This window comes from Paenarthrobacter sp. CM16 (assembly GCF_013179505.1).
Taxonomy (GTDB): Bacteria; Actinomycetota; Actinomycetes; order Actinomycetales; family Micrococcaceae; genus Arthrobacter.
In genome coordinates, this window is the sequence record NZ_JABMCX010000133.1 from 1 (window position 1) to 13,033 (window position 13,033).

13 protein-coding genes are annotated in these 13,033 nt (G+C 61.1%); 8 read left to right on the top strand and 5 right to left on the bottom strand.

Annotation, left to right across the window (positions count from 1 at the left end; genetic code table 11):
* Window positions 1-116: 116 nt before the first annotated feature.
* On the bottom strand, window positions 117-1,004 hold the full coding sequence (locus HP499_RS13005; protein WP_309138387.1) for an MFS transporter: 888 nt from the start codon (window positions 1,002-1,004) through the stop codon (window positions 117-119).
* A 55-nt stretch (window positions 1,005-1,059) separates the two neighbouring features.
* On the opposite strand from HP499_RS13005, the gene HP499_RS13010 reads away from it, so the two are divergent.
* Window positions 1,060-2,013: a DUF5937 family protein gene (locus HP499_RS13010; RefSeq protein ID WP_172324471.1), complete on the top strand. Its 954-nt coding sequence runs from the start codon at window positions 1,060-1,062 to the stop codon at window positions 2,011-2,013.
* 47 nt (window positions 2,014-2,060) lie between these two features.
* On the opposite strand, the gene HP499_RS13015 is transcribed toward HP499_RS13010, so the two are convergent.
* Together HP499_RS13015 and HP499_RS13020 are read right to left on the bottom strand one after the other, a co-directional pair.
* On the bottom strand, window positions 2,061-2,612 hold the full coding sequence (locus HP499_RS13015; protein ID WP_172324481.1) for a dihydrofolate reductase family protein: 552 nt from the start codon (window positions 2,610-2,612) through the stop codon (window positions 2,061-2,063).
* Between the two features lie 38 nt (window positions 2,613-2,650).
* Window positions 2,651-2,977, bottom strand: a complete 327-nt coding sequence (locus tag HP499_RS13020; RefSeq protein ID WP_172324472.1) for a hypothetical protein — start codon at window positions 2,975-2,977, stop codon at window positions 2,651-2,653.
* A gap of 566 nt (window positions 2,978-3,543) precedes the next feature.
* Between HP499_RS13020 and HP499_RS13025 the strand changes: the two genes are divergently transcribed.
* Both HP499_RS13025 and HP499_RS13030 read left to right on the top strand, forming a co-directional pair.
* On the top strand, window positions 3,544-3,903 hold the full coding sequence (locus HP499_RS13025; RefSeq protein WP_172324473.1) for a DUF4238 domain-containing protein: 360 nt from the start codon (window positions 3,544-3,546) through the stop codon (window positions 3,901-3,903).
* A gap of 75 nt (window positions 3,904-3,978) precedes the next feature.
* The gene (locus tag HP499_RS13030) at window positions 3,979-4,572 is read left to right on the top strand and encodes a DUF4238 domain-containing protein (RefSeq protein ID WP_172324474.1); all 594 of its coding nucleotides are present in this window, start codon (window positions 3,979-3,981) and stop codon (window positions 4,570-4,572) included.
* Window positions 4,573-4,597: 25 nt separating this feature from the next.
* Here HP499_RS13030 and HP499_RS13035 read toward each other — a convergent pair whose 3' ends face one another.
* Both HP499_RS13035 and HP499_RS13040 read right to left on the bottom strand, forming a co-directional pair.
* Window positions 4,598-4,816 (bottom strand): hypothetical protein, encoded by a 219-nt coding sequence (locus tag HP499_RS13035; RefSeq protein WP_172324475.1) that lies wholly within the window; start codon window positions 4,814-4,816, stop codon window positions 4,598-4,600.
* Between the two features lie 268 nt (window positions 4,817-5,084).
* Entirely contained in the window at window positions 5,085-6,719 is a 1,635-nt protein-coding gene (locus HP499_RS13040; RefSeq protein WP_172324476.1) for a DASS family sodium-coupled anion symporter, read from the bottom strand.
* An 834-nt stretch (window positions 6,720-7,553) separates the two neighbouring features.
* On the opposite strand from HP499_RS13040, the gene HP499_RS13045 reads away from it, so the two are divergent.
* From HP499_RS13045 to HP499_RS13065, 5 genes are all read left to right on the top strand, one after another.
* Window positions 7,554-8,450 carry a LysR family transcriptional regulator gene (locus HP499_RS13045; protein WP_172324477.1) on the top strand — a complete coding sequence of 299 codons (897 nt, stop codon included), beginning with the start codon at window positions 7,554-7,556 and terminating at the stop codon, window positions 8,448-8,450.
* Between the two features lie 154 nt (window positions 8,451-8,604).
* Window positions 8,605-9,702: a tartrate dehydrogenase gene (locus HP499_RS13050; RefSeq protein ID WP_172324478.1), complete on the top strand. Its 1,098-nt coding sequence runs from the start codon at window positions 8,605-8,607 to the stop codon at window positions 9,700-9,702.
* Between the two features lie 139 nt (window positions 9,703-9,841).
* Window positions 9,842-11,323: a C4-dicarboxylate transporter DctA gene (gene dctA, locus HP499_RS13055; RefSeq protein ID WP_172324479.1), complete on the top strand. Its 1,482-nt coding sequence runs from the start codon at window positions 9,842-9,844 to the stop codon at window positions 11,321-11,323.
* 1 nt (window position 11,324) lies between these two features.
* Window positions 11,325-12,482 (top strand): glycerate kinase, encoded by a 1,158-nt coding sequence (locus HP499_RS13060; RefSeq protein WP_172324480.1) that lies wholly within the window; start codon window positions 11,325-11,327, stop codon window positions 12,480-12,482.
* 163 nt (window positions 12,483-12,645) lie between these two features.
* Window positions 12,646-13,033 (top strand): pyruvate kinase (locus HP499_RS13065; protein ID WP_253951564.1); only part of this gene is annotated, 388 nt, incomplete at its 3' end.

Genomic DNA, 13,033 nt, shown 5'->3' on the forward strand with positions numbered 1-13,033 from the left:
CTCCGCAAATGAGTGCAGGAGCGCGGCGCCGCACAGGAGCGACACAGCCGCCACCACCGGCACTCCTCCCGCCGTTGCGTAGAGCACGCAAGCCACGGCCATGAGCACACCACCGGTCATGACGATCTTTCCTGCGCGCCGTGGGTCGTGCGTGCCGCGGGAGAGCGCACTTGCAGGAGAACGACACACAGAGTGTTGATGACCAGAATGACGGATATCAGGACATCCGGAGCACTGGTGTCCTGCGAAATCCACAGCGGCACGCCCATTTCGGCAAGGCCGAACTGCATGCCAAAGATGCCGGACAGGACTGTCAGGACCAGATAGCGGCGGTCCCGAAAGGGGGAGACGCGTCGCTGCGGAAGCGGGCTGGTCGGGTCATGGCGCGGTGCGTCCACGCGGGCGGGGAGGCGGCGCAGGTGCAGTGCGCTGAGGAGGTAGACGAGGCCCGCGCCGATCATCATTGCCCGGAAGGCTTCGGCAGTTCCGGCCAACAATGCGAGTCCGGCGATCATGCCTCCCAGTGCGATACCAAGATTCGTTACTGTGCGGAGGACCGCGCGGGCGTTCACACGGTTCGGACCCTCGAAGGCCCGGGCAATGATCGCCGAACGTGTGGCGTTCGCACCCCGGTTCACGCCTACCGCGATACAAGCAATCGCGACGGCGGTGCTGAAGTTTGCAGCGAACGTATAGGTCGCGATCGCGAGACCTTCAATGGCGACCATGCCCACCAGGAGTCGACGGGCGGAAAAGCGGTCAGCGAGCCGGCCGCCGATATAGGACGTCGCGACTCCCACGCCGCTGGAAACCGAGAGAATCACGGCGATTTCGACGGCGCTCAGCCCAACGAAACGGCTGAAATACAGAACCGTCAACGTCAGGAAGATGCCGCGTCCTACTGTTGCGACCAAGATGGCAGAAGCGAGGATCCTGAGGGTGGGGTCAGAGAGGGCGGCGCGGAGGCTGTGCTCTGCGGCTGAGGTTGCGGGTGATGTGGTCACCACCTAGTTCTGTCACCCACTGACGGCCGGCGGTATTGATGTAGCGTATTGCTTCATGTTGAAGTACGAGTTGTCAGAGGCGGACTTGGGCGGTGTGCGGTTTGGCATCTCACCTTTGTGCGAACTTGGGCTTTCCCTGCGGGCCATCCGCGACCCCAGCCACTATCCACTGCAGTTGCCTTGGTTACGCAGGACAGAAGAGGCCCGGTCCCGGTTGGACCTCGATGGATTGCTTGCCCTGGTTGATGAGAGACTCTGGACGCCGGACTTCCTGAACCCCCGCCCTCAGTCTCCACTTACTCGGATCGATGACGAGTTCACGGTTTTGGAGCAGATTTCGGCGGAGCAGTTTCATGGAGACTTGATCAGGGTGCACGGCACCGTTCCGGCCATCTTTTCCGGACCTGTCGGCCAGGCGGTCGGTCGCCTGGTCCGTATCCTCAGGGAATTCTGGGACACCTGTTTCGCGCCGCATTGGCCGCGCATGCGCACCATCCTGGAAGCGGACATCGTCTACCGCGGCCGGCAGATTGCACAGGGCGGGCTGTTCACCATGCTCAACGACTTGTCCGGTGCTGTGGAATTCGACGGCCGGGTGATCTCCGTAAGACTCAAGAACCCGGCATCGAGGACAGAGAAAACCGAGGGCCTGGGGCTGGCACTTGTTCCCACCATGTTCACCCGCAGGGCCTCTGCTCACGTGAACCACGGCGACCCGCCGATGCTGATGTACCCGGTGCGGGGGCAAGGTGCCATGTGGGAAGCAGAGCGGGTGACGAATCCGGCGGCCATAGTGGCCGTGTTGGGCGAGGTCCGGACAAGCCTGCTCACGGCCTTGGCTGCACCGGCATCGTCCACCGAACTAGGGCTGCGTTTTGGCGTCACAACATCCGCCGTGAACCAGCACCTCAGGGTGCTTCGGGACGCCGGGCTCGTGACCTCCACCCGGTACGGACGCAGCGTGCTCTACTTCAGGAGCGAGCTGGGCGCGGCGTTGCTGCTGGGGTGACTTCACAGGCGGGACGACGACGGCGGGCGGCTGCCGTCGTCGTGCTTTCAGTCCTTGCGGAGACTGTACGTGCTGATCACGTTGCCTTTGCCGGTGGCGGACTGGTTCTCCAGCACGAGGCGGTGCAGAGGGTCGCCGTCCTCAAAGAGGCGTCGGCCACTGCCGGCCACCACGGGGTGAGTCATGAGGGTGAGTTCGTCCAGGACGCCCGCGAAAAACAGTTGGCGAACCAGTGAAATACTGCCGCACACGGCAATTTCGCCTCCGTCGCGGCCCTTCAGATCGGTGACAAACTGCTGCACGTCGCCCTTAATGAGCTGCGAGTTCTCCCACTCAAGGGGCTCTGTGAGCGTGCGCGATGCCACGAACTTTTCCACGGGATTGATGAAGGCGGCAAAGTCCTCGTCCCGAGGTGCGTTGGGCCAGTATCCGGCCCATTCCTGGTAGGTGATGCGGCCCAGCACTACGGTGTCCACGGAGTTGATCATCTTGGTCAGGCCCGTTCCCAGTTCGTCGTCGAAGCTGTCGAACTGGAAGTTGAAGGGGTCCTGAACCACACCGTCAACGGAGTGGAACAGGCCTGCGGTGACTTTGCGCATCATTTTCTCCTGGTGCGTGGCTGGTTTGAGTGGCGACGTCAGGCGGCGCGGCTGGCCGTCTGGAGTTTGCGGGATGGCAGGGCGGTCACGTTGTTGTGGTCCTGGCTCAGGCGCACGGGGACCTCATGAATTTCGGAGTAGACCTGGAGTTGGCGCAAGGCGTCCTCATCAATTGTGGCTTGGGACAGGTCCATCTCAACTCCCAAACCGCCGCCAAGGCTCTTGGTGCGCTGAACCACCGGGTAAAGACCCTGAAGGCTCAAAGTGGTCACACGACCGGTGGCGGCGATCTGAATTTGTTCGCCGTCAACGTCGACCCGAACAACAACGGAGAGCTTCTCGCTGGCCAATGCACTGCCTTTCATCCTTGCTGCCACGCTGCAGCGTCCCCCAGCGTATGTGGCATGTGTGACCTGCGCAACATTGTGGCGGTGGGCGGCGAGGGAGTTGGGTTTCATCGGCGCTGCGTCTGAAGGTCGCCGGCGTCGGTCACTGCGTGCCCATGCTTGGGTGTGGGCTGATGAGCCCATACCCAACTGTCCCGGAAGTTGTCTTTGTGACAGTTGTTTGTGGGAGATGTTTTGGGACAACATACGGGACTGAAATGTTACGGGGGTGCTGAATCGGCAATGCACCAGTGCTCAAAAGTGCCTTGATGAGTACCCTAAAGCCGTCTGCAAGATGCCCCGGAGTGGATGCTCTTTAGGTCCGCTTAACGGGTACTGCGCGGCGGCGGGGTGCCGCTACGGCCAAAAACAGCCTGGTGGGACCGTCCCGACGTGGGTGTCCCAGTTCCAAGGAAGTGGGACAGGGATGACGTGGACAAGATCCAGCGTTCTTCCGTCGACCAGTGGACTGCTTGTAAGCAGGAAGTATGTGTTGGTCCGCGGATAGGTTGGAGCAACATCAACCTGCGACAAAGTGAGTTTTCATGGCAGTAGCCCGTCGGCACCATACAGTGCCGCACTTTTACCTCAAAGGCTTTGCTACGGAAGCCAACCAAATCGGCGTCGTGCAGTTGCCTGGAGTACGCCGGTTCGTCCAAGCCACCAGTGACGCCACGATTCAAAAGGATTTCTACGCCATCCCTGGGCATGCCGACGGGCCAGACGCGTTCGAAAAGGGCTTGTCTGAACTGGAAGGCGACGCAGCCGCGATTTTCAGGAAGATAACAAACGACGGTATCTGGCCCCTTAAGCCAGCCGATAGGGAAGTCTTGGCAACGTTCCTGACCGTCCAATTTCTGCGTGGGCCAGATCAGCGCCGCCACATGGAACAGACAATCTCATAGCTGACTCGGCAGGAGATCGGAGCGGGTGGGAAAGTAGGAGTCAAAGCTTGGGCGGAGAGGGAACACGGAGTGTCCGTGTCCACGGACGAAGCGGAGCGAATTTGGAATGAGGCGACTCAGCCTGGAGGGCCGCCAATAAAGCTGGCCCCTGTTGGTCATATTCGTCAAATGCTGGAGCTGACCCCAGAACTAGTGAAGTACTTCGTTTCGCGGCCTTGGCAGATTTATCATTTCTCCCGCCGGAGCCTGTTGACGTGTGATGCTCCCGTTAGCCTGATCCCGAACCCGCAGCTGGACGGTGACGAAGGAACAGGACTTTTGAACGCCTGGGCTATTGTCGTGCCGCTTTCCCGACGGACGGGCCTTCTGTTGGGGAACCCTGAGGCCTTCTTCGGGAAGATCAGTGGAGCTGAAGTGGCGACTGGCCGCTTTGATCACCGGGGCGAGCCGTCAACCGCAGTAGCCCAAATGTTTAACGATGCAACGATTGAGAATGCTCGGCAGTGGGTCTACCACCATCCGGATGATAAAGCGGTGGTGCCAGAGAAGTTGCCAGAACCACGGACCGTGGAGATACAAACGAGTTCGCCTGAGGTGTTTTCAGGGGAGCCCTTCTTCGGAGGCGAAACCCCGCGTCAGGGAGGGAACGCCACTCCCCAGACTCCGTAAGCCAGTACTTATAGGTGTCGCCGATTTATCCGAGCATTCCGCTGTATTCGTGGCGCCAGACCTCGTAGCCTTCCACTCGGTGGAACATCTTCCGTGTCTCGACGCCCTCTCTGGCAAGCCACAGCACTTGGTCGTCTCTGGTGACAGCCTCGACGTATCCCTCGCAGATAAGTTGTCCGTTTTGCCGGATCTGGACGAGTACACCGATGGTTGGAGCCCAACGTTGACGTTGGCGTATCGGCATTGTTGTTCTCCTTGGGAACGTTGGGAGGGTGTTGCGGCGGAGCGATTGGCGTTGCGATATGCGGTGGCCCTTGTTGCCACCATTGCCGCTCCGCCGCGGTCGGGGTGGGCGGGTAGCCCGCCTCTGGTCTTTGGCGTGGGCTACTTGTTGTTCCGGCCCAAGAAACGGGGTGACGCGCTTAGGGAACTCCACCCGATTCGGTGACCGGCAGTGTGCCATCGGTGGCCGTTGATGTGTCTGTGGGCCCTGCCCGAAAGGTTGCGCTGTGCTATCTGCCGATGCCTGTCACACCGACCATGATGGGAACGATGATGATGATGAGGAGTGCGCCGAGAATATCAAATGTGAATCCTGTGCGGACCATGCGGGTGATGGGAACTGCGCCTGAACCGTAGACAATGGCGTTTTGCGGTGTCGAGACCGGCAGCATGAACCCGAATGAAGCGGCGAACGTTGCTGCTAGGGCCGGAACAAGTGGGTCTACTCCCATGGCGACACACAAGGGGATGACAATCGGTACCACGACGGCGGCGGATGCGGTGTTGCTGGTTGTCTCAGAGATGAGGATCGCCAAGATCGCCGCGAATGCGGTGATCGCTACGATGTTGGTGACGCCGAGGTTGTTAGCTGCAGCGTTCCCGATTGTTTCAGCGAGGCCGGTGGCGGAGAGCAGTGCGCCGAAGATGATGCCCGTACCGAAGAGGATGATCGTTCCCCAGTCGATCCTTGCGGCGTCGGACCAGGTCATCGTCGCCCGGCGCTCCTTCCAATTGGTCGGAAGGATAAACAGCAGGGAAGCTCCGATCACGGCAACGATGCCTTCGTCCAGGCGGTCGTCAAGGAACTTGTAGAGATCGGAATCCGGACCGGTGATGAGGCTTGCAATTGCCGGAAGCAGCCACAGCGTGACGGTCAGGCCGAAAGCGATGAGGGTGTTGATCTCAGCCCGGGACATCTTTCCCTGCTGTGCCTTCTGTTCGCGGATGAACTTGTCCACACCGTCTATGCGGCGGATCTCCGGCTTGTTCAAAAGAAACATGATGAGCGCCAGCACAACGAACATGGCTGCGCAGACGGGGGCCACAGTGGCAGTCCATTGAACAAAGGAAATCTTGGTGCCGGTCGCTTCCTCGATGAGGCCGCGGCCGATCAGGTTCGGTGGCGCGCCAACCGGTGTCAGGAGTCCGCCTACGCTGGCACCGTATGCGAGCATCAGCATCAGTGCTGCGCCGACACGCAGACGCAAGGGGTCGAAGTCGGCTTTGACTACGCCGCGGTCCTGCATAAGTTTTGCGATCACGGCCAGGATGCCCAGGGCGGTGGGCATCAGCATGGCCACTGTGGCGGTGTTTGAGACGAATGCAGACAGGACGCATGTGATCAGGCCGAATGCGATGATCACCCGGTAAGTGGATTTTGCGACACCAGGAATGGACAAAACAGCGAAAGCCAGTCGTTGGGCGATGCCGTGTTTGAGCATGGCTGCGGCAAGGATGAAGGCGCCGATGAAGGTGAAAATGGTTGTTGAACCAAAGGGCCTCAACACCTCATTGGCCGGGGCCACACCGAGCAGGACGACAGCGGCTACACCAATCAGCCCGCCGACAGGGATGGGTACGGGTTCGCAAATCCACAGGATAATGACACCCAGCAAGACTGCTGCGAGCAATTGTTGGGTGTGTTCCATTCCGGTGGGGAGAAGCGCGAAAACGATGGATACTGCCGGCGCGAGAAAGAAGCCCAGTGTTTGTCGTACCCGTTCGAATTTTTCTTCCCGGGGGGAGAGCTTCTGTTCACTGAGACTTCTGAACGTCTTACCGCCCAGCAGGGCGGCACGAACATCGGTCTTTTGGGGTGAGGAGGCATCGGGTGATGATGAGGATGCTGTTAACTTATTGGACATCGTCGTCCTTTCGTCATGTGGGTTGAACCCACTGTGCTCCCGTGACAGGGATCACGTCCAAGACGGAATTCCTACTTGCCTGATAGGAAAAACCAATCTCAGCAAGCATGGTTCTACTTCGGTCGACCGGAATCCTGAAGCAACGTACGTCCTCAGAAGGGTACGCCGCTGGCAGGAGGAGCTAGTGTCGGGAAAGCTAGCAACGGCCAGTTGAGACCTGAATCAGGGGATCGGAACGGCCGCAATTGAGCCCTCTCGGAGTCCGGTGGGAAACGTGACTAGACCTCAGAGTCCAAGAATGTCGTGTAACCCTCCGGCCGGTGGAACAGCCGGCGCCCGGCGCCGCTGTCCTGGATCAGCCACAGGTAGTGGCCATCAACAGAAACTTGGTCAACTCGCCCGGCGATCCGGGGGTTGCGCCTATCTGATGTCAGCAGGACAACAGAATTGCCGGGAGTCAGTTGGAGCCAGCTGTGTACCTCGATACGAAGGCAGCTGGAAGGGGTCGTGTGACCAGTGCGGGAATAGGAATTCGAGATGTACATGTAACGGCCTTCGCTAGAGATCAAGATTGGTTCAATCCTGGATCCGTTTCTGAATGTGAATGGCAGGCCATGTGAACCGGGGGCAATGGCAGCGGGACGCCGGCAGGGCTGGCTGCTTCCGGGAGCTCAGGCATCCTCATCCATTACAGTCGCTGGCACGGAAGTACGTCCAAGACCTAAAAGCAATTCGTTTGATAGGCATAGGCTATTTAGAGCTTGGTCTATGCTCATGTTCTTTGAAGGGCGGTAATTGCCGCTGAAACCGAGTTCGAACCAGTGAGGATGCTGCGTGGACACACGAAAATTGAAGTATTTTCTGGCCGTAGTTGATCATGACGGATTCAATCGGGCGGCAGAGCACTTGCTTATAGCTCAGCCGTCTTTGTCACAGACCATCGCGAGTCTGGAGAAGGACCTCGGGGTGCCGCTTTTCCATCGCATCGGCCGCCGCGCCGTCCTGAGCGAAGCGGGGAAGGAGCTCGTCGGGCCGGCCAGGCTGGTGATGCGTGATCTTGATGCAGCGCAATCCACGGTTCAGGCACTTCGCGGGATACGCAGCGGGCGTCTGGACATCATTACGATGCCCTCTCCGGGCATCGAGCCGCTGACGTCCATGATTGCCGACTTCACCCGGTTACACCCTTCCGTGAGACTAAATGTCAGCGCAGCCTTCACTCCTGAAGAAGTGATCGACTCTGTGCGGTCAGGTAGTACGGAGATCGGACTGGCGGGTTCCCGCGCACCTGTCCGCGTACCAGGGGTCCAGGTCCTTGAGCTGGAGCGTCAGCCCCTGATCCTCATCGTCAACCCCCAGGCCGACACCTTCCGCCCTGGAACGTCGATACAACGCGAAGACCTTGGCGGCCACCGCCTGATCGCCAGCCAGCGCGGATCTCTGATGCGCTGGCTGGTCGATGACGCACTGGCCCACGGGGTCAATACCGAAATTGTCGCCGAGGTCGCTCACCGCACGTCGATCCTTCCGCTTGTGCTCGCAGGAGTGGGCCATGCGGTCATGCCATCATCTTGGGCTACGACCGCCCACAAGGCGGGGCTGCGGACGCTACTGATTGAACCGGTGTCCCATCTGGACGTGGCGATACTGAGCCGGAAAGAAGATCTGACGCCGGCCGCCCAGGCCTTCTTGAAAGTCGCGGAACTGCACGCAGCTGCGGGTCATCCCTAACCGCCACCCGAAGGATCAATAGGCTATTCCTATCTGCCGCATTGGATCTTGGTCTTGGACGCCCTCCCGTGTCATGACCTCTACTTGAAGAGGAAGGGCAGTGTGACCCCGCTAACAGGCTCACTGCTTACATACTCAACGAGGAGGCTGGCACATGAGCGCCACCCAGAATTTCCGCATCGCATCCATCCCCGCTGACGGCGTGGGCAAGGAAGTCGTCTCCGCAGGACAGCGCGTCCTGGACGCTCTGGCAGCGAACTCCAACGGCAAGTTCGCGTTCGACTGGACCGAGTTCCCCTGGGGCTGCGGCTACTACGCAGAAACCGGCAAGATGATGGCCGACGATGGCCTGGAGACGCTGAAGGACTTCGACGCGATCTACTTCGGCGCCGTCGGCTGGGAGAACGTCCCGGACCACATCAGCCTCTGGGGCCTGCGCCTGAACATCACCCAGAACTTCGACCAGTGGGCCAACATCCGCCCCGTGAAGTTCCTCCCCGGCGTCCAGTCCCCGCTGCGCAAGGCCGACAACACCGAGCTCGACTGGGTCGTTGTCCGCGAGAACAGCGAAGGCGAGTACGCCGGCCTTGGCGGACGGAACCTGAGCGGCCGCGGACCCGGCAACGAGGTGGCCCTGCAGACCGCACTGTTCACCGAAAAGGGCTGCGAGCGGATCATGCGCTTCGCCTTCGACCTCGCCCGCACCCGCACCGTCAAGAAGGTTTCCTCGGTCACCAAGTCCAACGCCCAGCAGTACGGCATGGTCCTCTGGGACGAAGTCTTCAACCGCGTCGCCCTGGACTACCCGGATGTGCAGACCGAAAGCGTCCTCGTGGACGCCATGAGCGCAAAGTTCATCCTCAAGCCCGAGGACCTGTCCGTCGTCGTGGCGTCCAACCTGAACGCCGACATCCTCTCGGACCTGGGCTCTGCCTTGGCCGGCAGCCTCGGCCTGGCCGCAAGCGCCAACCTGAACCCGGAGCGCCGCTTCCCGTCCATGTTTGAACCGGTCCACGGATCGGCCCCGGACATCGCCGGACAGGGCATCAGCAACCCCATCGGGGCCATCGCCTCCGCCGCCCTGATGCTGGACCACTTCGGCCTCCACGAGGAAGCACGCAAGGTTGAAGCCGCCATCGAAGCTGCCACGGGCGCAGGCCACCTGACCCGCGACGTCGGCGGGAACGCCAACACCGACGACGTCACCGAGGCGATCATCAAGGCCCTGACCAACACCCTGGCCGCCGTCTAGCCAGAAAACCTGCCGGGATGATCCCGGCGGTCAGTACGTAACCCGGAGTGGACGGCGGCAGAACAGCGCCGCTGTCCACTCCGTCATGCCCATCTTCATCGAGCACCCTCCAGCTACATTCCACAACGAGGTAGGAATCATGGACCACATCACTACCGCCGGTACAGCTTCGGCGGCCCGCAAAACACCCTTGTACCGCCAACTGTATTTCTGGGTACTGACCGCCATCGTCGTCGGAATTCTCGTCGGCTGGCTCGCTCCCAGTGTCGGCATCGCCATGGAACCCATCGGGACCACCTTCGTTGATGCGATGAAGATGCTCATCGGCCCCATCGTTTTTTTGACCATCGTGGGCGGCATCGCCAGCGTCGCGGACCTCAAGAAGGTGGGCATGACGGGCCTGAAAGCCCTCACCTACTTCCAGGTCGGCACCATCCTGGCCATGATCTTCGGCCTGGTGGCCATCAACATCTTCCGGTTGGGCGATGGGGTCAACGCAGATGCTGGCAGCATCGAGACCTCCGAGTCCGCCGCGAAGCTGATCGACGCCGGCGCGAACCAGGAATGGTGGCAGTTCCTCACCCACATCATTCCGGAAAGCATGGTCTCCCCCTTCGTTGAGGGCAATATCCTGCAGATCATCTTCATCGCCGTCATCTTCGGCATCGCCCTGAACGCCATGGGCAAGGTCGGCGCCCCCGTCCTGGACGGTGTGCAGCGCCTCACCGGGGTCATGTTCAAGATCCTCAGCTTCATCATGAAGGCCGCCCCCATCGGCGCCTTCGGCGCCATGGCCTACGCCGTCGGCAAGTTCGGCGTCTCCTCCCTGACCAGCATGGGCGGACTGATCGCCCTGTTCTACATCACTTCCATCCTCTTCGTGGTGATCGTGCTCGGCTCCATCATGCTGTTCCTGAAGCTGAACATCTTCACGATGATCCGGCACCTCAAAGAGGAATACATGCTCATCCTGGGCACCTCCACCGCTGAACCGGCCCTGCCGGGCCTAATGCGCAAGCTCGAACACGCCGGCGTCAAGAAGGAAACCGTAGGCCTTGTTGTTCCCACCGGTTACAGCTTCAACCTCGACGGCGCAGCCATCTACCTCTCCCTCGCCGCCCTCTACATCGCCCAGGCCACCAACACTGACCTGACCATCGGTGAACAGCTGGGCCTCCTCGCCGTCATGCTCCTGACTTCCAAGGGCGCAGCGGGTGTTGCAGGTGGCGGGTTCATCGCACTCACCGCCACCCTGACCACCCTGGGCACCATCCCCGCGGCAGGCATCATGCTCATCTTCGGCATCGACAAGTTCATGTCCGAATGCCGCGCCCTGGTCAACTTCACCGGCAACGCCGTCGCCACCCTCTTCATCGCCTGGTGGGACCGCACCCTGGATGCCGACCGCGCCCGCCGCGTCTTCCGGGGCGAAACCGTCGAACCAATGCCGTCCGAGGACCCCATCCACCTTGACGAGGCTACCGATATCGACGAGGACCTGGCCGAATACGGCCACCACGCCCCCAAGCACCCGACGGTAGAGAATCCGGCATCCAAGCACGCCGCCGACCCGGAAGCCGCCCCTGCTGACCGACGCCCCATCTACTCGGAAACCGTCTGACATGCCCAACATCACCGCCCCAAAGACCGTCCGCACCCTTATTGCGCCCGACAAGTTCAAAGGCAGCCTCACCGCGGCCCAAGTCGCCGACGCGCTGGCCAGCGGGCTCCGCTCCTCCACAGGTTCCGCGGCCGGTGGGACGGTGCACTGCGAACTCCTTCCACTCGCAGACGGAGGTGACGGCAGTGTCGATGCAGCCGTCGCCTCCGGGTTCAGTCGCCATGCCTGCACCGTCACCGGCCCCACCGGCCAACCGGTACCGGCCAGCATTGCATTTGACGGCACCACCGCGGTAGTGGAGGTCGCCAACACTTGCGGTCTCGCTCTGCTGCCAGATGGCCGGCTCGAAGCGCTGGACGCATCCAGCCGGGGATTCGGTGAAGCCATCCTGTTCGCCCTTAGCCTGACCCCTTCCCGGATCGTGCTTGCCCTGGGCGGCAGCTCCAGCACCGACGGCGGCATGGGCATGCTCACTGCCTTGGGATACAGCTTCTTGGACGCCGCCGGAAACGCCCTGCACGGCAGTGGACGTGACCTCCGCCGGATTGCGTCCATAACGGGCCAAGGTGTACCCGAACTTGCCGTGACCGAACTGGTCCTTGCAAGCGATGTCCACAACCCGCTTCTCGGGCCCGATGGTGCTCCGGCGGTCTTCGGACCCCAAAAAGGTGCCTCCCCTGCCGATGTGGCCGCCCTCGATGCCGGCTTGGCCACCTTGACAGCCAAACTTGCCGAGGCCGGGTTTGACGGTGCAGCTTCCCTTGCCGGGCATCCCGGCGCCGGAAGCGCCGGAGGCATCGGCTATGCCTGCCTCCTACTCGGGGCACGCCAGGTCTCCGGCGCTGACTACTTCCTGGACCTGTTGGACTTCAACAGCCGCAAGGACAGCTGCGACGTGGTCATTACGGGAGAAGGCAGCATCGACGAACAGACCTTGGCTGGCAAACTGCCCGCAGCAGTCGCTCGACGCTCCGGAGCCCGACCCATCATCGCCGTTGCAGGTCGCTCCCTCCTCCCCAAGGAGCGGTGGTCCGAGATGGCACTCACTCACGTCTACACGCTTACCGAGTACACCTCTCAGGACTCTTCCAAGGACCCTGAACTTTCCGCCGCGCTGCTCAGGAAGATCGGCCAAGACATCGCAGCGAGCCTCCTTTAACTGCTGGTAATTGCAGGCCAGCGGGGTCACCATTCAGAGTCGGGAAATGCCGTTCGCGCTCACATCTAGTCGTACATGCTCCTGACTCGGGGAATTTCAGATGTCCCCACTGCTGTGCAGTGCCGACAGAACCTCAAGCCATCAAGAGAATGTAAGGAATCACATGAGACGCGCGAAGATTGTGGCGACGTTCGGCCCGGCTATCTCCAGCTATGACAACACTCTCGCGGTGCTGGAGGCCGGCGTTGACGTTGCTCGCATGAACATGAGCCACGGCGACTACTCCGTGCATGACGACACCTACGAAAACGTCCGCAAGGCTGCGGCGCAGCTGGGCAAGCCTGTTGCGATCATGGCTGACCTGCAGGGACCCAAGATCCGTCTTGGCCGTTTTGTTGACGGACCCCACGAGCTGGCCGTCGGTGACACCTTCACCATCACCACCGAAGACGTCCCCGGCACCAAGGACATCTGCTCCACCACGCTTAAGAGCCTCACTGAGGACGTCAACGTGGGCGATGCCCTGTTGATCGACGACGGCAAGGTGGCCA

Excerpts from the sequence above, each read along its gene's own strand:
- HP499_RS13010 (WP_172324471.1), top strand. The coding sequence starts at position 1,060 with ATGTTGAAGTACGAGTTGTCAGAGGCGGACTTGGGCGGTGTGCGGTTT.
- HP499_RS13015 (WP_172324481.1), bottom strand. The coding sequence starts at position 2,612 with ATGCGCAAAGTCACCGCAGGCCTGTTCCACTCCGTTGACGGTGTGGTT.
- HP499_RS13020 (WP_172324472.1), bottom strand. The coding sequence starts at position 2,977 with ATGAAAGGCAGTGCATTGGCCAGCGAGAAGCTCTCCGTTGTTGTTCGG.
- HP499_RS13025 (WP_172324473.1), top strand. The coding sequence starts at position 3,544 with ATGGCAGTAGCCCGTCGGCACCATACAGTGCCGCACTTTTACCTCAAA.
- HP499_RS13035 (WP_172324475.1), bottom strand. The coding sequence starts at position 4,816 with ATGCCGATACGCCAACGTCAACGTTGGGCTCCAACCATCGGTGTACTC.
- HP499_RS13040 (WP_172324476.1), bottom strand. The coding sequence starts at position 6,719 with ATGTCCAATAAGTTAACAGCATCCTCATCATCACCCGATGCCTCCTCA.
- HP499_RS13050 (WP_172324478.1), top strand. The coding sequence starts at position 8,605 with ATGAGCGCCACCCAGAATTTCCGCATCGCATCCATCCCCGCTGACGGC.
- dctA (WP_172324479.1), top strand. The coding sequence starts at position 9,842 with ATGGACCACATCACTACCGCCGGTACAGCTTCGGCGGCCCGCAAAACA.
- HP499_RS13060 (WP_172324480.1), top strand. The coding sequence starts at position 11,325 with ATGCCCAACATCACCGCCCCAAAGACCGTCCGCACCCTTATTGCGCCC.